Genomic DNA, 20,370 nt, shown 5'->3' with positions numbered 1-20,370 from the left:
GGGAAACGTTCATGAAAAAAATAGTATTAGGTGTTTGTGGGGTTCTCGTCTTTATTGGAGGACTCGCTGGAATTCGCAGCGGTGTGTTAAAGGCGGGGGAATTGACCAAGGACTCCTCGTTCATCGTAGAAACAGGCACCGTGGAAAGTGCCGTGATTGTGCCGGAAAGCAGTGAAATGCCAGTAGAGGAAGTGATTGTTCCTGAAGCAGAAAATCCTGCACTGGTAGAGGAACAGCCGGAAGTACCGATAGAAGAATCGAGTGCGTTACCTGAACCTTCATCTAGTTCAGAGCCTGTGCCGTCTTCAGCTTCGTCAGATACAAGTTCATCTGAGAGTAGTACAACCGATTCATCGACCAGTACTTCGGAATCATCAAGTAGTACTGACAGTTCGACTTCGGCGTCTAGTAGTTCGTCTATACCAAGTACAACGAAGCCCAGCAGTTCGACATCCAGTCATACCAAACCAAGTACAACAACGCCAAGTAGTGCCGAGCCAACAAAACCGTCGACGACTCAACCATCAAAAGCGCCGACAACACCTGCATCATCAAATACACCGGTAACGCCTGGAACGACAAATAAAGCAAGTGTTCAAACGAACGCATTTGTTGCACCATCTGCACCCGAGGCCTTCTCGGAAACAAGCACTTTGAACTTGCCAAGTGAGCTGAAGACGGATGAAGTTGCACAGTCGGACTTGAAGGGTTTTGAGCTACCGTTGTTAAGCAGCTTTAAAAACAAAGACCACGCGGCAGTCATCTACGACGGCATTAAGCAACTCGGTACAAAACAAGAAGAAAACTACTATGTGGAACAATTCGCCACAGAATTGTATCAGAAATTATTTAATCTAGAAATTACTGGAAAACCAGAAAAAATGCCAGAGGAACTCACCATCGGTAGTCTGATTTATCAGAAGAACGAAGAAAAAAATGTCTTACTTGGTGTCTATATTGGGGATGACTATTACTTAACCGTTGATGACGTAGAGATTGAGAAAGAAGATGAGGAAGAAGCCTCTGAGTTGGAGGCAGATGAAAAAGAAACGCAACGTCAAGTGATTATCGAAACCCTTGATTTAGAAGAAGACTTACTCGTCCAAGAACTACCAAAAGCAGAATTAACAGAGTATGGCGAACAAGTATTAGATGACTATCCAGCTTCTATGAATTTTACCGAAAATGAGAGTGCAAAGAACTTTATCGAAATCATCGCAGAAGATGCACAAAAACTAGGACAAGAATATGATGTGTTCGCTTCTGTTATGATCGCTCAGGCACTAATAGAGAGCGGATCAGGAACGAGTACCTTGTCACTTTCGCCTAATTTCAACTTATTTGGAATAAAGGGAACCTACAACGGACAATCCATTTCGATGGCAACCCAAGAAGACCGTGGGAATGGTGAGTTGTATTCCATCAACTCCGCCTTCCGTAAGTATCCCAACTATGCGGCGTCATTAGGGGATTACGTTCAACTAATTCGCGGTGGTATCTCAGGCAATGACGGGTACTACAAGCAAGCTTGGCGTTCGGAAGCGAAGAATTATTTACGCACGACGAATGCGTTAACCGGCACTTATGCGACGGATACAACCTATGGTCAAAAATTGAATTCGATTATCGCCTTGTATCATCTGACACAATACGATCGAGTGAAAACCGCTGACAGCGATTCAGGTATCTTCATTAAAGGAAAAGAGGAGATTCCAGAAGAATACCGCAGTCGGATGAAATATCCTGACTATAATGGCGTGAACTACAATAGCTCAGGTTCGTATCCTGCCGGTCAATGTACCTGGTACGCCTTTAACCGCGTAAAACAATTAGGAAAATCGGTGGATGATTACATGGGTAACGGCGGTGAATGGGCAACCAAAGGCAAGGCATTGGGGTATCAAGTCAGTCAAAAACCAAAAGCTGGCTGGTTGATCTCCTTTAAACCGGGTGTGGCTGGTTCTGATCCAAGATACGGTCATGTAGCCTTTGTCGAAGTGGTTCGTCCAGATGGGATTTTGATTTCAGAAGGCAATGTCTATGGCGGAACGGTGATTTCGTATCGTGTGATCGACAACGCGTTAGCCACTTCCGATCAGGTTTCCTATATCAAGGCTAAATAAATTTTCACATATTCTTATTTACTAATAGAAGGAGCACCAGAATTTATGGCAACTGTTCGATCACGGCAAACGAAAAAAGAAGGAAGCGCCCCGCAACGTTCGATCGGGAAAAGTCTTGTACTGACAATCTTGACCCTGTTGGTCTTAGTGACGATGTTCATTTCAGGACAGCTGGTGCGCAGAGAATACAGCTTCCATCCTATCTCCGGTACTTCAATGAGTCCAACCTTGACGGAAAAAGACATGGTACTCGTCAAAAAGCGTGATCCGATTCGTCGTTATGACATTATCGCATTTTCTGTTAAGGGAGAAAAAGGGAAATTTGTGAAGCGTGTGATTGGCATGCCGGGAGACACGATGTTTATCCGCAACGATCGAATGGTTTTGAATATCGGGGAGCAGGGGGAATTTGAAACGACGTATACCTTTCAATTATCCCCAGCAGTAGCGGAGGAGTTTCAAGCGTTAACGGAGATTCCGAAAGGTCTGTACTTTACCACAGGGGATCATATTGATGTCTCGAAAGATAGTCGCACCTTTGGTTTTGTACAAAAAAAAGAAGTGGAGGGGAAGGTTCAATTTCATCTTCCCTCTCTGATCGGAAAGCAGGTAGATAGTGAATGAAGAAGAATAACCTGCTGGAGGAGACGTCATGATAGTGATACTAGGAATACTCAGTACAGGATTGGTTGGTTTAGCCATGATTTTTTTAGGAATACGGTTGGTGTTTGACTGGCGATTGACCCTGATTCAACGAGAACCCGATCACTCGCCACTGTTTCGGCGAAAGCTTCATCACCTCAGAAAAATGGAACAGGCTAGACATATTCGCTATCTACTGCTTGCAAGCTTGACGATGGGTGTTGGTTTGATGCTCTTTATCGGTTCCTTTCTATTCTTAGTGGATGATCATCAGAAGTTAAAATCAAGGACTATCAAACTAGAAGAGCGAGTGAATAATTTGGAAATTCAACAGGAACAATTGATCAAAAGCATTCCTTTGAAGAAGTATCCGGAGAAAGGAATCGGGCTCACTGACTATGAATGGAAAAAATTGGCTGGGGAAAAGAAAGATCCACAACTTCAAGAACAGATAGAAGTAGCCATTTCACAAAAGACCACACCATACTTCGGTTCTTCCAATACGAGGGTTTCATTAGAGGAATCCAGTACACTCTCTCTTCAGTTGAAAAGCTGGACAGACGATGATGCAAGTAAAGAAGTAATCAAACAAAACCTGGATACCTTTGCGAAGGAGGCGGAAAAGATCTCCGAACTAACCGCTATCCATGTTCGAATGCTTACTTCCGTTGATAACGAAAAACAAGTCATCTATAGCGTCAATTATTCTCGCGAAAAGAGCGAGGATGTGTTTCATAAGAAAAATGTTTCTGAGCAGAATCTAAAGAATGATGGTGGGAAGGGCTAATGGCAGAAAATAAGAAAAAACGAAAATGGCTATCAACGCAGGCGTTGAAGGAATTTATCAATGAGATCACGGAAGAAGAATTGAATGCGGAAGAATTGTATAACGATACCCATCAGCTGCAGGATTCCTATCCGTTAGTCGATGAAGCGGCTTCCACCTCAGAATTAGAAGAGCTGATTCAGGAACAAGAGGTTCTTTCAGACCTACCCTCGGAAAACCCAGAGTCAGAAAAACAGTCGGAAGAGGACTATTCCAAACAACAATCCGAGCTCCAACAAATCTACGAAGAACTGGTTGCCTTAAAACAAGAAGCCGAAGTTCGGGTCCAAGAGCTGGAACAGGAAAACGATGCCTTAAAGGAGAAGTTGGACTTTGAACGGGTACGAATGGCAGACGAGTTAACGGAACGAGACGAAGAATGGCAGACGAAGCTTGCCGAGATTGAAGAAGAGAAGCAAGCAACGGAAGCCACAATCGAAGAGCTTCAGGAACAACTTGATGGAAAACAGAAAGAGCTAGCAGAACTAGCCGCGAAAATTGAAAAAGAACAAACTGCAAAAGAAGCAGAGAATGAAGCTGCCGCGGTTGATCTAAAAGAACTGACACGACAGCTGAAGGAATATCAAAAGAAGTATCAGGAAGCGCAAGCAGAAAACAGTGAACAGGAAAAAAAGCTGACTCAGATCAAAGCGGAGCGTGAAGAAGAAACGGCTCAATTTGATCAGCTAACCACGCAATACCGTGAATTAGAACAGGACTATCAACAGCTCCATCAACTCAATCAGAAAAATGAAGCGAAACTGGTGGAGCTTCAAGCTGAAAATGATGTGTTGGATGAACTGCTTGAGGAAAAAGAACAGGAAATCGAAGCGGAGCTTACACAGCTCAGAGAAGACAACGCGCGATACAAACAAACGATCCAACAGTTAAAGGAACAGGGAACACAAAAGCTTACGAAGGCATTGGAGGAATCAAACATGGCGATCGATGAACACGGACAACAGTCAGAAGAACAGGGACAAGAAGAAATGAGTGAGGATTTCGAACAATTAATTGCGGAAAAAGAAGCCCTCAACAGTGCCTTGTTTGATGCCCATGAAGAAATCGCGAAGCTGGAGGAACAAACCAGTCATTTAGAGGAATTAGAAGCGGAAAAAGAACGACTGGCAAGCCGCTTGGCAGATGCGCAAGTGGAATTAAGCAAATTAAGAGAGCAAAAAGCCAACGAAGAAAGCCTTGAATTAATTCAAGCGAAGAAACAAGTGGAAGAACTGATGGAAAAGAACGAACAGCTGAAAAAAGAAGTCGTTCAATCCCAACAGGAAATCGGGGAGGTCTTGATTTCAGCTAAGAAACAAGCCAATCGCACGATCGAAGAGGCACAAACCGAAGCGAAACACCTGATCAGTTCCGCCGAATTGGAATTAGAAAACATCAGTAACCGCGCGAGAAAGATTTTGATCGAGGTTTCCGAGTCACGGAAGAATGTTCTTTCGATCTACGATGACTTGGAGTTCAAGGTCGAGGCGCTTTCCAACGGCTCGCTGTTAAAAGAAATAAAGAAAAAGAAACAGGATCAGAAATTAGCCGATTATTTTGATTAGAAACGATAGAGAAAAGGGGAACGAAAGATTTTGATCATAAATTGGATTAGTGTCGCGCTAGTCATTTTGATACTCATCGTTTGGTTTCGGCGAATGATCATTAAGGTGCAGCTGCAGCGGCTGAAGGTACCACCGAATACACCGCTGTCCTTTCAGCGGAAATTAGAATACGTCAAGCAAGCGGAACAGGGCAAACACGTATCTTCCTTGCTTTATCTGACGATTCTCTTGGCAATGGGTTTATTGTTAACTACCTACGGATTGTTTCAAATGGAGGACCAGCTGCACATCATTACCGAGCGAACCAATCAATTAAAAGACGAGCTGTACACGCTGAAAAAAGAACAGAAACAAATTATTAATAAACTCCCCATCAAAGCCTATCCTAACAAGGGGATTGGTTTGAAGGAATATCCATGGGAAGAACTCTTCTCTGATGAGAATCGGGAGAAGCAATACGAGATCGAGAGCGATATCTCGACGAAAGTGAGTCCTTACTTTGGTCTATCGACAACCCTTATTGTTCTAGACATCCCAACCCAAACGCTAAATATCGCTATGGCAGGGGATTCTGGCAGTGAAGAGAATCGCCAACAGATCAAGGACAATATCAAAGCCTTTGCGAAAGAAGCGAAGGATGTATCGAAGTTAACCCAAATCACCTTCCAGATGAATTTGATGAACGATAAGAACAAGAAAAAGACCTATAGCTGTACCTTTACACGGGAGAAACCAGACGAAGAGTTTACTTTGGTTCAAGAAGACGAGTAAGGATTTCAGTTCTTAGCAAGAAGCAGAATGATATACGACATGAGAATCAAACTAATTTTTACGGTAGAAAAATGAATCCCTTAAGACGAATAAGGAAAGAGGAGAAAAAATGACTGCACAACAAAAGAAGAACGGTTGGTTCTTTAACAAGAACATCATTGATGAGATCAACTCGGTGCCAGAAGAGGAAGTAATGCTCACCGAGCAACCAGCACCTATCAAGCCCGTAGAAAAAACGACCGCCGCCCAACCCAATGAAGTAGCCGAATTAAAACGTGCTTTGGCGCAAAAAGAAGAAGAGCTCAATCAGATCCAGACAGAAACTGTGCTTGAGAAAACACGGTTGTCCAAAGAGAACGAAAAATACAAACAAGCGCTGCTAAGAACCGGCGAAGAAAAAGCCGAGAATCGTCGTCAGATTCAAGAATTGGAATCGGAAGTTCGGCGAAACAAACAAGAAATTCAACGCCTGCAAAACAATGAAGAAACCGGCTATTTGAAGGAACAACTAGAAAAAGCCAAAGAAGAAGCAGACGTATTGAAAGGCACCATCGAAGAGTATAAACAATTGGAAACGGAGCTACAAGAAGCTCAGCAGCAAATCCGTGAGCTGACGATCAACCAAAAGGACGATGCCTACCATCACCAAGAAGATCTGCAGAAGCTGGAACGACAAATCGATCATTTGATGAATGATCTGACGGAAAAAGAAGAATTGGTTACTCAGTTGGATCAATTGATCAATGAAAAGGATCAAGCGATTTTAGAAAAAGAAGAGCTCATCCAACAATTGGTAGACGATCAGAGACAGCAACATACCGTGCTGGAAAGTGAGCAAATCGCCCACCTGCAGCAGCAAATTGCCACACTCCAAAAAGAAAACAAACAGCTCCAGCAAGAAGCGGTGCAATCGCAACATGAAATTGGCGAAGTCTTGATCTCTGCTCGCCGTCAAGCCAATCGCATGGTAGAAAAAGCCAAATTAGATGCGCAACGAATTGTGAAGGATTCCGAAGCGGAGCTGCAAACGATTCATGATCGGGCGAAGGAAATCTCTTGTGAGGTAGATGAATCCCGTCAAACGATTTTGAGTATTTACGAAGAATTGAAAAGTCGGGTGGACCAACTTGCCCAAAGCAACGTGCCTGATTTAGAAGAGATCAAAGGACGTTACGAATATCCAAAAGTATCCGTGTTATCACGGAAGGATCACCAATAAAAACAAGGAAAGTTGGGTCTATGTGCCTCACTTTCCCATATACATAGTGCTTCAGCAAATCGGATGAATCATTATTAATAGGGTTTATACAAGAAGGGGAGATTATCATGAATCAGGTCTTGATTCTGACAAAGAATATTTTAGCCGAGCAGGACATTCAACAGAAGTTGCAGGCATTGAACTATGAAGTCTATTGTTCGGCACGGGTGTTTGAAAATTCGATCCGCCACGTCGAGTCGCTGGAGTTTTTCAACTATTTTCAATACCTCATTTTGAGTGAAACGATTTGCGAATCTGAAGTGATGGAAATCATTCAGCTGATTAAGAATCCAGCGATTCGGATTATTCGCAAGGTGGAAGAGAAAGTAACAGAAATGGATCACCAATACTTGGAGGAGGAGGTGTTGCATGCCATCATCTCCAATGAAGATTCAGTAGATGAATTGCGGGAGTGCTTGTATGCATTGAAGAAGCAAGAATCCAAAGAGCCTACCTACGAAAGCCAGAAATACGTGCAATTATCTGATAAGGTATCCTTGATCAAACCTAATGTGTTGCAGAAAAATACGGCTTCACCGGAGGAGAATTATCAATTTTTAGAAGTCCTGCATCATTTGTCTCAAACCGAAACCAAGATTCTGTATATTTTGGTCCAAGCCGGAAACAAAGTCGTGACTCGTGAAACGATCTGCCATAAAATTTGGAACGAAGAAGTCAATAAGTCTCACTTGGCCTCCTTATCCAGTACGATCACACGGATCAAGACGAAGTTTGAGCAAACGAATCTACCCCATAAAGCGATTCAAACTCTTTGGGGAAAAGGCTACCGAATCAATCCAGAGTTGCTGGATCGAATTCAGAAAAACGAGGCGTTGCATGCGCTTGTTTCGAATGAGTAGAAAGGAGCACACTAAAAAAGGATCAGTATAAAAACTGATTTTCAGACTGTAGATAAAGTCCATTTTATGGATGATATCTACAGTCTTTTTTATCTAAATAATACTAGGAGAAAGCATCGTTTAGTAGGTAAGACTAGAGTTATAACAGTTTTTGTTTTTCTCGCTAATTATTATTTGAAAATTAGCTGAAGCTATTTAAGAACATAAAAAGACGTCCTTCCACCACTTGGGCCGAAGAACGTTCACTTCATTTATGGAACCTGCAATTGTATGTTGTAGCGGTAACGATCCCCACGATAAAAGAATTCGGTATATTCAATCAATCGGTCTTTTTGATCTCGTGTGACTCTTTCAACGTACAACAATGGTTTGTTTTCTTCTATGTCTAAACATTTAGCCAGTTGTTTATCTGAAACCACTGATTCAATTGTTTCTTTAGCTTTCGTAACTATAAAGCCCTTTCCTCGCAATAATTTGTATAAAGAAGCATCAGGCGCCTCAAGTTCATCTGCAGATAATGCAATGAAAGATGGACAATAGACTCTTTGAAAGCTGATGGGGATCCCATCTACCCAACGAATTCGTTCATGACAGCTAACTTTTGCGCCTTTTGGCAATTCCAAATGTGAACAAACCGTTGGATCTGCAACTATCGATTCCGTAAAAGAGTATAAAGACGAATGCGCATCACGATCATTATTTTCTTCCGTAAAACTCAATAAAGTTTGTAATTGAAGCGATTCTTTCTGGCTCAATACAATCGTGCCGACACCGTGAATGCGTTGTAAATACCCCTCATCTACTAACAGTTTGACTGCATTCCGAACGGTAATTCGACTGACACTGAAGCGTTGCTGCAGCTCAGGTTCAGCAGGGAATGCTTCTCCAACTGTGTATACGCCGTTAATGATCTCTTGTTTTAATTCTTCATAAATTGCTAAATATTTAACACTGTTTCCCTTCATGAAACCCCACCACATCTGCTAATGAATTTGCTAGTTGAACTAGATTAAAATCATTGGCAGACTGGACAATTTCTAATAAAGATTGGAATTGCGAATTAGATTGATCAATAAAAGCTCCCACCATAGAACCAACAATTGTTGCGATGGTATCTGTATCATATCCAATATTTACCGCATCAATGATTGCTTGCAGTACATTCTCTTTATTTAAAGCGATAATGCCAAAGGCACAAGGAACCGCTTCCGAAATATGCAACCCACTGCCAACGACTTGCGAAAGTTGACGCAATCGTTCTTCTTTCGTTCCGACACCGTTAACAATAGTATACGCTAGTTGAATACGTTCGACAACACTCGGCCCAGCTACTTCGCGCGAGACTTCTTTCGCCAAAGTTTCCCCTCGAACAGCGCCATAAAAACCTGCGGACAGCACATCATCAACTGTAACGTGTGAAGCTAAAGAAACACTTGTTGCCGCTGCGACAGCACACGCGCCGGAAATTGCTAACGAGTTATCATGAGTTACTTGTGCGATGGATATTGCTGCATTGATAGAACCCTCGATATTATTTGGAAATAAAATTCCCGCAGGAGCAATTTTCATAGCCGCACCATTTGTAGCTTTAGAAGCATAGTCAACAGTTACTGCACCGGGCAAAGCCTTCATCGTTAAAGAAGGATCCTTATACATGGCAATGGCACTTCTTGTTGTAGGTCCGGCGAATCGATCAAAATACATTGAAACATCCGACCAAGCTAGCATAGCCTTGATAATCGTTTCTTTTTCTAATTTTCCATCGTTCGCTAAAATTTCATTACATAAAAAGTAAATTTGTGAAAAATCATCAGTAACTTGTCCTGCTTCATTTCCTAAGGCAAAAGCTGTTTCACCAGGCTTTTTAAAATCAGTTACTTCTCCAAAAAGAGTACGAATTTGATCAAAAGATAGATTTTCTGTTGCGGCTCCCATGGCATCTCCAATTGCGGCCATTGCTAATGTTCCTAAAATTTTTGAATGTAAAGTCATTGTATTTTTTCCCTTCTTTTTTTAATTTTTTGACATTTCTGCTTCAGGATCTTTTACACCTAATAAAAGGGTTAAGATCATTCCGCCAATAAATGAGATTACCAGACCAACGATATATGCCCATAAAGTAGGTCCAGCAAATGCTGGAATTGTCGTTAATCCACCGAAAACAAAGGCGTTTCCGATAACATCAAAGGCGCCCATAAATGCTCCGCCCAGCGCAGCACCCAAACAACCTGCGATCAAAGGTGTTTTAAACTTAACCCCCAAACCATAAATAGCCGGTTCAACGATCCCTGATAGAAAGACCGAAGTAATCGCTGTTAAAGAAAAAGTTTTAAGCTTCTGATTTCGAGAACGTAGGAAGATTGCAAACGCAGCACCCGCCATTCCAAAGTTAGCAGTCGCACCATAAGCAATAAAGGCCGAATGACCAGTACGTGCAATTTCTGGAATGATGACCATCGTATTTGGTGCCCAGTGAACGCCAAACATAATCAAGATGTTCCAAATCCCTCCGATGACAGCACCAGTTACGATTTGATTAATATTTGCTAACCAACCAACAATATTGGCAATCCCAATACTTAGATAATTTCCAAGAGGTCCAAATACACCTACAGCAACTGGAACTAGCACTAACAATAAAATGGTCGGAATCACAATCATATGGAGACTATTCGGCAGTTTTTTCTTCATAAAATGCTCCATAACAGATTGCAGCCAGACAGTTAAGATAGCTGGAATTACTTGACTGGTGTAATTAAATACAGGAATGGAGATTCCAAAAAGCTGGATCATGTTTCCACCATTACCTTGGATTAAATTAATAAAATCAGGCATGATCAATGCGCTTAGAATAGCTACAGCAATGAAAGGACTTGTTTTAAAGCGATTTGCTGACGTCACAGCTACCAATAATGGCAAGAAATAGAAAACGGAAGTAGCAGCGAGTGTCAACATTAGATTTGTTGTACTTTCGGTAGACAGCCAACCCAACTCATTTGCTAAAATCGTAAAGCCACGAAGCAACCCAGATCCTGCAAGTAATGGCAATAAAGGAGAGAAGATACTAACAACCAAAGCGACAAAATCATTTAAAAAATGTCTTTCCTTTGGTTCGTTTTTCAAATTTTCTGCTGCGGGAGAAGTGTGGGTATCTAGTGTTTGAATAAATGCCTCATAAACTTCTCCAACATTCGTACCAATAACCACCTGAAAACCCGAATCTTTATCAACAATACCAGTAACACCATCTAAATCTTGAATTTCCTTTGTTTGTACTAAACTTCGATCAATAAATTTTGGCCGTAACCGCGTGGCGCAATGAGTGATCGATTGGACATTTTCTGAACCTCCCATAAGTTGCAATAATTGCTTTGCTAAAACATCGGTCTTATCCATAACACTTTTCCTCCTTATCCTAAGAAATGATTACAATATTGGATAAGACGTTATAACGTCTTATCCTTTAACTGAGTATACAATATAAAATTGCTAATGTAAACGCAAACATTTCTTTTTTTTCTGAAGTTTTCTCTTCAACTTTGCGCTAAATGCGGATAAATCAAGACAAAAGATTCTTTTTTACTACGAAATTAAATTAACTTTTCCATTCAGATCTAAAAAAGTGTTCAACGTTCGCAAAATATTGTCTTCTACGCACTAAATACCCCTGAGACTGACATCCCAGAGGTACTTTCTAGCCCCCCCCCCTTTACAATCGTCCTCTATTCAACCTGCCTTGCATTGCCTTCACACAAGCAGACACTGGACTAATCTTCCCATCCAGCTGCGTCCCCATTCTCTTTTGCAATGCCAAACAGGTAACTGGACCAAAGTTACCGTCTGAGGGCATACGTAAAAAGGCTTGGAGTGCACGGATCATACGTGAACCGCCATACCCAAACTGAGCAGAGGGAATAAATTGATTTGCAGGGTTCTTGATCTGTCCGCTGATGATTCCGTCTTTGCTGGCACAGTTCAAGACTTCCTGCATTCGTCGGGTAGTGGCCGATCCCCATGACCCGTCAATCACTAGATGTTGTTGCTGGCTGCTGTGTTTATTTGGTCCTGCGGCAATCGCCTTTTTTACGCGAAAATAGCGAATAGGCAAGCCTGAATAGTCGCCCATCCAGCCGATCGCTTTTGTGACGGCAATGTTTTGGCAGCCTTTAGAATAAGTACAATGCAGCGCGTCACCGTTAATGTCACCTAAGAACCAGCCTGTATGCCCAGCTGATCCTAAGGAAGCACCTTCGTGACCCGCAATCCATAAATCTCCACGACGTACTTCTTGACGAGTGATTTCAATTAACAATGAGCCGTTTAGTTTAAAAAGTGTTTCTGTGTTGCCGATAAAAGCATCCTTTGGTAAAAATCCAGCTATGATCAATGAACGAAAAATAAAGCTCGAGCAATCCATCGATTGCGCTCCGAGTCTGTTTGCCATGGAGTAGCAGATTTTTCCGCGCAAAGCTAAGCCGTATTGCAACGCAGTTTCAGTACTCAGCAATGAGTCCGCCTCCTTTATTGGATATTATTTTCTTGATCCTCTTTATCAGGAGCATCCGTTGTTTTTGCTTCAAAGACTCGCAGCCATTTCTGTAGCCAAGCGATTTTTAGACCGAAGGCATGGGCGTTTTCTAAAATGGACCCGATCTCATAGATAATTAATAAGACGGTCCAGATCAAAGCGACATTGATTGGCAAGATGATCCCGACAATCGGCGCAACTTTGTCCAATGCCGCAGCACAAATGATCGTTGAAAAGGTGATGAATTTGGTTAATAGACCATAAAGATTAATGGAAGACACCCAGGTATGGCTTTTTAGGGCTTTGCCGTAACCGGTTAAAAGGTCTAAGCCAGTCATTGTCAAAAAGACGCCCATCAAAGGCATACTGCCGCCAAGTAAGTCATCTATGAGTGCCCCTCCAGATAGTAACGTGAAAAGTTCCATTAAAAATACCTGCTCTTTCTTGATATCCCCCTGAGACCGTGAGATCCCAGGGGGTCTGTTTATTTTCCTATGCATGAAGGATGTGAGAAGGACTGGATTTAATTGTCGTAAGGGTCTTCTTTGTTTCTACTCCTTCTTCGGAAGAGTCGCTGGAGCCAACCGCTCTTCGTCATTGCCTCTGTTAGTCGGGCAGGAGGGGACTCGTGGATAGCTGCCACAGCAGGCTGATCTGCAGATTCCTCCGGGGACAAAACGGGTCTATGTGAAGGAGCGATCGACAGAAAATCCTGTTGGTTTGAGACGTTAAAACAACGAAGCGCTTGGCAGTCTGTTTCAGTCGTCTGTTCATTTTCTGATAGCGGTTCGTGCTCGGGATCAAAGACCAATCGCTCTTCATAGACTCTGACTTTTGCTGTGACAACGGAATCAAATAGGGTTACGCCATCTTGTTCAAAAAGGTTTAAAGTCGTTAATAGTTCGCAAGCTTCTTTGATTTCTATTACAGACAAGTCGGGGTCTAAGTCTTTAAACGTCCAGTCGTGCGTCCCGCCATTGCTTTTCCCGAATGTAGCAATTAAATCCTGGGTCATATTTTCCATTCCTTTCTCAAATTTTCTGTGCATAGGGCTCTTTTTATCAGGTTTCAGTTGTTTCCTCTGGGCGGATAGTTGAAAGTAGTGATCGGACAATTGATTGAATCGTTTCACCAAAATTTCTTAAGGGGAAGACTCTCAGACGCAATCGTTTCCATTCAGATTCCATAAAGTAATCTTGAAAATAATAAAAGAAACGTTTCATGGTACGGGTCGCTTTGGTATTCATGAAAAGGTAGCGAACGAGATCCTGTAAAATGGGAGCAAACTCCTGCGCACCTAACTGGCCTCTCACCCGCAAAGCTAGGATATATTTAAGCGTTAAACTGCTATTTTGTGTTTCTTGATAGTATTCCATGATTCGTTTTTCTAATGTCTGTGGTTTAAGTGAAAAGACCTGTTGATGCGATAAAAGCTGCTCGTTCATTTTTTCTCCTCCTTTAGTAGTGGAGGGCGGTAGCACTACCGCCGCTCCTTGCCTTTCTCTGCTTCCGCTTTAAAAGATAATTGTTTCGGTTGTTTGGACATACTTCGCGCTTTCGACAGTGTCGAAGAGATCCGCGCCGTCTTTATGGAAAAGTTTGATGCCTGTCAGTCGTTGCAATAAATTTTTGACCTCCACATCTGATTTGTTTGGATCTGGTTCATTAAAGCTCCAAGTTTGACTCTTTCCTAAGCTGTTTCTAAATGTTGCGACAAGTTTTAACATGTGTATTCCTCCTCATTTTTTGTATTGATTACTTAGTGTAGCGGGATTGACTGGTTAAGATTACGCCGTCTAAGTTGCTGCCTTCAGGTGAAAGCTCTGTTAGGATGGCCCCTAATTCCAAAACATCTGCCTCTGCAGGCTCATCAATCACATTTTGGAAGGTCACTTTCTTGGGTTTGTCTGCACCTGAGTCGATTTGTACTTGCAATTTACTACCAATTTTTTGAATCATTGTAATTCCTCCATTTCGTTTAACTGTTTGTACCGGCCGGTGACTAAAAGATAAAAGATTTTTGAAAAAAATACGAATCGCAAAATTGCCAAAACCCCCTCAAAATTACCGGTTTTTGATCAAAAAGCGCCTTTTTTCGCCTAAAAGTGGTCATTTTGGGGGTAGATTTGCAAAATTGCTGTTTGCTTCATTTTTTCGTTTTAGGTATAATTAGAAGTTTTGCTAGAAATGGTTTTTTAGTCTGAATCTATCCGGAGGCCTTTTTAGCGTGTAGTGGATGTTCGGAGCTATTAAGATCATTCCTTCGATTAATAAGTATTACATCGTCATAAATATAATAAAAAAGATAATTAATTTTCGCGTTTACCCTAAAAATGATTGACAATGTTTATTTTGATCGCTATACTAAAAAATACCAACGGTCGGTTTTTTATTGAGGAGGAACAACGATGCCTAGAAAAAATAATCCAAAACAGACAGTAGAAAAAATTCTATCGGTGTCTGCCCGATTATTTACGGAAAAAGGATTCGAGAAGACAAGCATGCAAGATATCGTGAATGCTATTGGCATGTCCAAAGGGGCAATATTCTATCATTTTAAGTCTAAAGAAGAGATTCTTCAGGCGGTAATGGCGCTGCAAGCACAATATACAGAACAGACATTGACTACGTGGATTGAGGAATTTAGTGGTAGTACGGCAAAAGAAACATTAATCGGACTATTAGAAAAAAATCTCCACGATCAGCAGATGCATTCGCTGGATAGTACATTGTCGTCGCAAATTTTAAATCCTCACTTTGTTCTTTCTAGTATGCAGGATAGCGTCAATAAGAGTGCACCATTTTTCGCGAAGTTGATGCGAGAAGGCAATGAGGATGGTTCAATTCAAACGGATTACCCCGATGAATGTGCGGAAGTTTTCTTTTTGTTGATGAATATTTGGTGTGATCCAATGATTTTTGCGTGTGATTCGGCTCGATTAGAAAAAAGATTGAAGTTTCTTCAACAGCTAATGATGAAGATGGGCGCAGATATTATAAACGATGAATTGATCGCCAATTATTTGACGTTTATTGAAAGATTATACGGGGATATGATGGATGAAAAATGAGTATGCAGTACTAGTAGACAACCTGACGAAGACATTTTCAGGTAGTGAAGTGATCAAAGGGTGCAATATGACTATTCCAAAGGGGTCTATTTATGGATTGTTGGGGGCAAACGGATCAGGGAAGACCACGATTTTTAAACTACTCATGGGATTGCTCACGCCAACGCTTGGTTCAGCTGAGATATTTGGCCTGGATAGTGTTTTATGTAGAAGTGAGATATTGAAGCGTACCGGCAGTATTATCGAAGTGCCGGTCTTCTACGATCATTTGTCTGCACGAGAAAATCTGGAAATCCACTTATCTTATATGGGCACCTCTGGAGACATTGAGTCAACTTTAGAGTTGGTTGGACTTAAAGCATCGAATAATCAACCTGTTTCAAAGTTTTCTTTAGGTATGCGTCAGCGATTAGGGATTGCTCGGGCACTGATTCACGAACCCGAACTGTTAATACTTGATGAACCCATCAACGGACTTGATCCAATGGGGATACGTGAGATGCGTGAATTGTTTTTATACCTAAAAAATGAGCGGGGAAAGACGATCCTTATCTCTAGCCATATTCTTAATGAGATGGAGCATATCGCTGATCAGGTGGCGGTACTTGTAGATGGAAAGATCGTGGAGGAAGTAGCCTTGGCAAAAGTGAAAGAGCAATTTCCAACTGGCTTAGAGGAGTATTTTTTCAACATAATGACTGGAGGAGCCAAGTATGCTTAACTTAATGAAATTGGAATTGAAACGTAATAACATGAAAACCTATATCATCGCAACGGCAATAACTTGTGTGATCATGCTGGGCTTCATCTTTCTTTTTGCTTACGCACCTAGCGTAGATCCCGATCCAGATCTGCAGCTATTTGCAGGCTACAATAATATCATCTCATTATTTTCTATATTGAGTATGGCGGTATTTGCGACCCTTTCCGCGATAATGTATACGAAATTTGTGATTGACGAATACAAGGAGAAGAGAGCGATCTTACTTTTTTCCTACCCAATCCAGAGAAAGAAAGTAATGTTTGCCAAATTGGGTGTTGTTTTTCTATTTACACTAAGTGCCATGATCGTTAGTAATCTATTGTCCTTTGGGATTTTCAGTGTATCAGAAACGATCGCACCATTGGTGGATAGTCCGCTAACGGCTCAAACATTGATTCGAGCATTGAGGGTTACGATTATTATGGCAATAACCGCTGCAGGGATCGGTATCATTGCGACAGGCATCGGATTTATAAAAAAATCGGTTCCTACCACAATCGTCTCTGCAGTCCTTTTATCTTCCTTGCTATGCAATATCATGTTCAACACAACCAATAATGTAAATAATAGTGATTTGGCTGCCATTCTATTTATGAGTGTAACGGTCATAGCCGGGGCCCTTGTCGCGATGTTGCTGATGAAAAAAGTTACTAGTATGGAGGTAGAATAATGGAAAATTTTATTGATAAACAATTGGATACTCTCTTTGGCGGTTTGAGCCTTCAGATAAATGTGATTGCGGGGGCATTGTTAATAGTGATCGGGATCATTGTACTTATCGCAGCCAACAGGCAATCGCCCAAGCGGAAAACGACTGCCGGCTGGATTTTGATTGGTCTTGGGATTTTGGCGGTTTTGAGCGGCGTTCTTCAGGGCATCGTTTTTTAAAAAATACGAAAACAACGAAGTGATTCATTCAATCACTTCGTTGTTTTAAATTGGTGGATACAGCAAGAAAATGCGACCTCGCAATAATTATCCGAGCAGTTAGTTACATTCACCGTTTCTGTAAAATTGCCATCCCAATACCGTCCATTATCTCTAAACCAATTACCAATAATTTGCAGCATCAAAATTCTAATCCGAGTAACCCCTGCTTCGTCTAAAGGATGCAAACCAAAATAGTCAAAGCTGGCCCATTGACCACATGCAAATGACCATTCAACAAGTGGACATGCATCAAGATCGTCGCAGCTTTCCTTTTGGACTAAATACTCTTGACTGAATTCCCCCGGAGATAAATTTCTGCAGGCGGCCGTGTATATCGGTGTTTGACAAGCCTCAATGCCCTCCAATAAACTTCTTCCCCACAGTAAATTTTCATGATTGTGATAGCGTCTTAACTCGCCAGATAAGGTGAATGCTGGACGAACAGACAACGTGGCTTCGCCAACCATCCCGTTTGCGGACATAGTGAATCGCTCTAAGGTTGGAACATCGACGATTTCCACCCGAATGCCTTGCTTGCGAAAGCGAGCAGGGGTCGTGCCATAGCATTCCTTAAACGCGCGAATATAGGATTGCTCATACTGAAAGCCGCAATCTAACGCCACAGAAAGGATCGACGCACCTGACAATAGCTGCGGCAGGCTGCTGGCTAGTCTTCGTGCGCGGAGATAGGCCATCGGCGTCATTCCTGTAAAACGGTCAAATAAGCGAATCAACTGAAACGTACTTAAATCGGCTGTCTGAGCTAGCTGCTCCAGCGTGATCGGATTCTTCAGATTTTTTTCAATATAGTTAAAGGTATGGTTTATTTGAGTAATGATAGACATAGGAACTCTCCGCAATTTAGGTTCATTTTTTCGTTTTGCCTCATGTTATGATTATAGCGTATTCAGACAACGCAAGAAACGAATGAGTAGAAAGGGCGAACAATGACGCAATTAATTTCATTTGATGGATCAGTGGATCGAAGACAAGCCCCGTTGGTTCCCCATAGACATGCCTTTCCGTCAGCAATGATGTCTTTAGGTGTACTAATGGGTCTTCCCCATGAAACGAGCCTAATTCAGGCGCATGATAGAACATGGCGAATGGATCACGACCACAACTTACATATGGGGCTTTCCGGGGAAGCCTTTCATTTCAAGTTTGACACCGCAGAATACTTTCATTGCTCTATGCCCGAAGTTACGGCACCCGTCCGAGATTGTTTTTCAGCGATTGGTTTACCTTGTGAGATTCATTCCATGCAGGGGATTCAGGGCCTTGATGGGGAATTTACGGATGAGTCGGAGGTGAAAAAGCTCGTAGTGGAAAACCTATGCGAGGGGTTTCCCGTATTGCTGTTGTGTCGTAAAAAAGTAGAGCGAGTGATACTGGCTATTGGGTATGAGCAGGATGGCGAGGTTCTTATCGCCTGGGTATTTTCAACGGGGGATGATATTCCCAACAAATGCTTTTCCTCCTCCGAGTGTCAGTACCTCTCAGCGTGGAGTCAAGACATTGGAGCAGTTGTCTTGGTCAAAGGGGAACCTTCGCGTCCCAAAACGGAGCTTCTCATGGATACTTGCCGACGTGCGCTTACCCGCAATGAACGAATTTTACGCGAACATCGTAATCCTTGCGAGGAACCAGAAGGCAGTTACTATGATCGCTGGATTAAAGGCTTACGAGATAACCGCTTTTGGACAACAAATCCTACAGGGTTTCCTTATATTTATCCAGATATTTTCGATCTGGCGGAACGCCGCATTTATGGGGCTGAATTTTTGAAAAGCGTGGGGGCTATTCTTGGTACCGATAAGCTTTTACCGGCAGTCGCTGCGGGAAACGACATTCACCGCTTAATGTGGACGGTTCACTCTATGATCAATGAGACGGAAAAGGGAAACACTGCTTTAAGTGATTGGTCAGTGCGTGAGAAGATAGTGAAGCTGCTAAACCAGTGCCGATCTTTAGATAAAAGGATGGCTGAATGTATAGCGAACACATTGCAAGAATAACAGATAAAAATTCTCTTTTGAGGAGGAACGTCCCTATGTACGAACGGTTATTGGACAAAACACTCGCCCCAACATTTACTGAGTTGCTTAATTACAGTGGGCCTAGTCGTGAGTGGTGGTTAGAGCTCGATGCTTATTTGCAGAACGAGTTTTCCGCCAAACAGCAAATCCGTTTTCCTTATGGAAACAAGTATGGGTGGAGCACCAAGTACAGCGTGAAGAATCGCCACATCTGTGACGTATTTGCGGAAAAGGAAGCCTTTGCTGTGCATCTTCGGGTAAGCAATGATTGTCTGGATGCCATTTATGATGATCTTTCAGATGAGGCCAAGAAAATCTGTGATGCCAAGTATCCCTGCAGCGAGGGCGGCTGGATCACCTATCGGGTGCTGTCGCAGGAGCAATTAACGGAGGTAAAGAAAATACTGCGAGCCAAGATTTGTCTCTCAATACTGAAAAGTCAGAAAAGGTAGAGAAGACCTACTGCCTGTTGATAGAGGGGAAATGAATATGATAGAGTTAAGGAAAACGACAGTGATAGCGATTCCCGATGCAAAGATAGTTGGTTTAGAAGTCATAAATGGCGGCGGACAAAACCCGGTACCATCACTATGGGCGAAAATTTTTCGTGAAAAATTATTAGAAGAACTCGCCGGCGAACAAGCCATTTTAGACATGTATGTCGGATGGATGGGCGAGTACGACCAACAAAACGATACGTTCCGTTATATTGCAGGGCGGCTTATGCCGATAGAATACCCGGTACCAGATGGCTTCGACCATCGTTCTGTGTCCTCCTGTCAAGCTGGGCTAGCCACAATCAACGGCAGCTTCAAGGATGGAGAAATATTCAAACAAGCCCATGCTCTTACGGTACAAGGCATCTGTGAAATGGGGTATACACCGGATTATTCTTACGGCTGGAGCGCGGAAGCCTATCCACTGGAGTTATCGTTTGACGCAGAAAGTGGAACTATCCACTATATTTGTCCGTGTAACAAAAAATAACAGATAG

The 20,370-nt window shown here is 42.3% G+C and carries 24 protein-coding genes; 14 read left to right on the top strand and 10 right to left on the bottom strand.

The window, feature by feature from the left end; translation table 11 throughout:
* Window positions 1–11: 11 nt before the first annotated feature.
* From IGI44_RS19405 to IGI44_RS19375, 7 genes are all read left to right on the top strand, one after another.
* Window positions 12–2,123: a glucosaminidase domain-containing protein gene (locus tag IGI44_RS19405; protein ID WP_438789580.1), complete on the top strand. Its 2,112-nt coding sequence runs from the start codon at window positions 12–14 to the stop codon at window positions 2,121–2,123.
* Window positions 2,124–2,168: 45 nt separating this feature from the next.
* On the top strand, window positions 2,169–2,747 hold the full coding sequence (gene lepB, locus IGI44_RS19400) for a signal peptidase I (RefSeq protein WP_438789579.1): 579 nt from the start codon (window positions 2,169–2,171) through the stop codon (window positions 2,745–2,747).
* Window positions 2,748–2,775: 28 nt separating this feature from the next.
* Window positions 2,776–3,552 (top strand): hypothetical protein, encoded by a 777-nt coding sequence (locus IGI44_RS19395; protein ID WP_438789578.1) that lies wholly within the window; start codon window positions 2,776–2,778, stop codon window positions 3,550–3,552.
* A complete protein-coding gene (locus tag IGI44_RS19390) occupies window positions 3,552–5,156 on the top strand; it encodes a hypothetical protein (RefSeq protein WP_438789577.1) in 1,605 nt (534 codons plus the stop codon). The genes IGI44_RS19395 and IGI44_RS19390 overlap by 1 nt, the downstream gene beginning before the upstream one ends.
* A 30-nt stretch (window positions 5,157–5,186) precedes the next feature.
* Entirely contained in the window at window positions 5,187–5,927 is a 741-nt protein-coding gene (locus tag IGI44_RS19385; protein ID WP_438789576.1) for a hypothetical protein, read from the top strand.
* Window positions 5,928–6,036: 109 nt separating this feature from the next.
* On the top strand, window positions 6,037–7,146 hold the full coding sequence (locus tag IGI44_RS19380; protein ID WP_438789575.1) for a hypothetical protein: 1,110 nt from the start codon (window positions 6,037–6,039) through the stop codon (window positions 7,144–7,146).
* A 107-nt stretch (window positions 7,147–7,253) separates the two neighbouring features.
* Complete coding sequence (locus tag IGI44_RS19375) at window positions 7,254–8,045, top strand: helix-turn-helix domain-containing protein (protein ID WP_438789574.1); 792 nt, start codon at window positions 7,254–7,256, stop codon at window positions 8,043–8,045.
* A gap of 251 nt (window positions 8,046–8,296) precedes the next feature.
* Here IGI44_RS19375 and IGI44_RS19370 read toward each other — a convergent pair whose 3' ends face one another.
* The 9 genes from IGI44_RS19370 to IGI44_RS19330 form a co-directional block, all read right to left on the bottom strand.
* Window positions 8,297–9,010, bottom strand: coding sequence for a GntR family transcriptional regulator (locus IGI44_RS19370; protein WP_438789573.1), 714 nt, complete (start codon window positions 9,008–9,010; stop codon window positions 8,297–8,299).
* On the bottom strand, window positions 8,991–10,037 hold the full coding sequence (locus IGI44_RS19365) for an ADP-ribosylglycohydrolase family protein (protein ID WP_438789572.1): 1,047 nt from the start codon (window positions 10,035–10,037) through the stop codon (window positions 8,991–8,993). The genes IGI44_RS19370 and IGI44_RS19365 overlap by 20 nt, the downstream gene beginning before the upstream one ends.
* Before the next feature lie 21 nt (window positions 10,038–10,058).
* Window positions 10,059–11,441, bottom strand: coding sequence for a PTS transporter subunit EIIC (locus IGI44_RS19360; RefSeq protein WP_438789571.1), 1,383 nt, complete (start codon window positions 11,439–11,441; stop codon window positions 10,059–10,061).
* Window positions 11,442–11,754: 313 nt separating this feature from the next.
* Window positions 11,755–12,552 carry a peptidoglycan amidohydrolase family protein gene (locus IGI44_RS19355; protein WP_438789570.1) on the bottom strand — a complete coding sequence of 266 codons (798 nt, stop codon included), beginning with the start codon at window positions 12,550–12,552 and terminating at the stop codon, window positions 11,755–11,757.
* A 14-nt stretch (window positions 12,553–12,566) separates the two neighbouring features.
* The gene (locus IGI44_RS19350) at window positions 12,567–12,998 is read right to left on the bottom strand and encodes a phage holin family protein (RefSeq protein WP_438789569.1); all 432 of its coding nucleotides are present in this window, start codon (window positions 12,996–12,998) and stop codon (window positions 12,567–12,569) included.
* A gap of 98 nt (window positions 12,999–13,096) precedes the next feature.
* Complete coding sequence (locus tag IGI44_RS19345; RefSeq protein ID WP_438789568.1) at window positions 13,097–13,588, bottom strand: hypothetical protein; 492 nt, start codon at window positions 13,586–13,588, stop codon at window positions 13,097–13,099.
* A 46-nt stretch (window positions 13,589–13,634) separates the two neighbouring features.
* Complete coding sequence (locus tag IGI44_RS19340) at window positions 13,635–14,018, bottom strand: hypothetical protein (RefSeq protein WP_438789567.1); 384 nt, start codon at window positions 14,016–14,018, stop codon at window positions 13,635–13,637.
* 69 nt (window positions 14,019–14,087) lie between these two features.
* A complete protein-coding gene (locus IGI44_RS19335) occupies window positions 14,088–14,300 on the bottom strand; it encodes a DUF2922 domain-containing protein (RefSeq protein ID WP_438789566.1) in 213 nt (70 codons plus the stop codon).
* A 28-nt stretch (window positions 14,301–14,328) separates the two neighbouring features.
* Window positions 14,329–14,532 (bottom strand): hypothetical protein, encoded by a 204-nt coding sequence (locus tag IGI44_RS19330; protein WP_438789565.1) that lies wholly within the window; start codon window positions 14,530–14,532, stop codon window positions 14,329–14,331.
* 449 nt (window positions 14,533–14,981) lie between these two features.
* Here IGI44_RS19330 and IGI44_RS19325 point away from each other — a divergent pair, with 449 nt between their 5' ends.
* From IGI44_RS19325 to IGI44_RS19310, 4 genes are read left to right on the top strand one after another with little or no spacing between them, the layout of a single operon-like run.
* On the top strand, window positions 14,982–15,644 hold the full coding sequence (locus IGI44_RS19325) for a TetR/AcrR family transcriptional regulator (RefSeq protein ID WP_438789564.1): 663 nt from the start codon (window positions 14,982–14,984) through the stop codon (window positions 15,642–15,644).
* Window positions 15,634–16,365: an ABC transporter ATP-binding protein gene (locus tag IGI44_RS19320; protein WP_438789563.1), complete on the top strand. Its 732-nt coding sequence runs from the start codon at window positions 15,634–15,636 to the stop codon at window positions 16,363–16,365. Before IGI44_RS19325 ends, IGI44_RS19320 begins: the two co-directional genes overlap by 11 nt.
* The gene (locus tag IGI44_RS19315) at window positions 16,358–17,077 is read left to right on the top strand and encodes an ABC transporter permease (protein WP_438789562.1); all 720 of its coding nucleotides are present in this window, start codon (window positions 16,358–16,360) and stop codon (window positions 17,075–17,077) included. Before IGI44_RS19320 ends, IGI44_RS19315 begins: the two co-directional genes overlap by 8 nt.
* Window positions 17,077–17,295, top strand: a complete 219-nt coding sequence (locus IGI44_RS19310; RefSeq protein ID WP_438789561.1) for a hypothetical protein — start codon at window positions 17,077–17,079, stop codon at window positions 17,293–17,295. Before IGI44_RS19315 ends, IGI44_RS19310 begins: the two co-directional genes overlap by 1 nt.
* 32 nt (window positions 17,296–17,327) lie before the next feature.
* Here IGI44_RS19310 and IGI44_RS19305 read toward each other — a convergent pair whose 3' ends face one another.
* Window positions 17,328–18,182, bottom strand: a complete 855-nt coding sequence (locus tag IGI44_RS19305) for a helix-turn-helix domain-containing protein (protein WP_438789560.1) — start codon at window positions 18,180–18,182, stop codon at window positions 17,328–17,330.
* A 102-nt stretch (window positions 18,183–18,284) separates the two neighbouring features.
* On the opposite strand from IGI44_RS19305, the gene IGI44_RS19300 reads away from it, so the two are divergent.
* From IGI44_RS19300 to IGI44_RS19290, 3 genes are read left to right on the top strand one after another with little or no spacing between them, the layout of a single operon-like run.
* On the top strand, window positions 18,285–19,355 hold the full coding sequence (locus IGI44_RS19300) for a hypothetical protein (protein WP_438789559.1): 1,071 nt from the start codon (window positions 18,285–18,287) through the stop codon (window positions 19,353–19,355).
* 35 nt (window positions 19,356–19,390) lie between these two features.
* Window positions 19,391–19,828, top strand: coding sequence for a DUF3788 family protein (locus IGI44_RS19295; protein ID WP_438789558.1), 438 nt, complete (start codon window positions 19,391–19,393; stop codon window positions 19,826–19,828).
* Window positions 19,829–19,865: 37 nt separating this feature from the next.
* Window positions 19,866–20,363: a hypothetical protein gene (locus IGI44_RS19290; protein WP_438789557.1), complete on the top strand. Its 498-nt coding sequence runs from the start codon at window positions 19,866–19,868 to the stop codon at window positions 20,361–20,363.
* Window positions 20,364–20,370 lie beyond the last annotated feature (7 nt).

This window comes from Enterococcus sp. DIV0756, assembly GCF_051710745.1.
Lineage (GTDB): Bacteria > Bacillota > Bacilli > Lactobacillales > Enterococcaceae > Enterococcus_A.
Note: the sequence above shows the minus strand (reverse complement) of the source record. Positions and strands in the feature narration are given on the sequence as shown.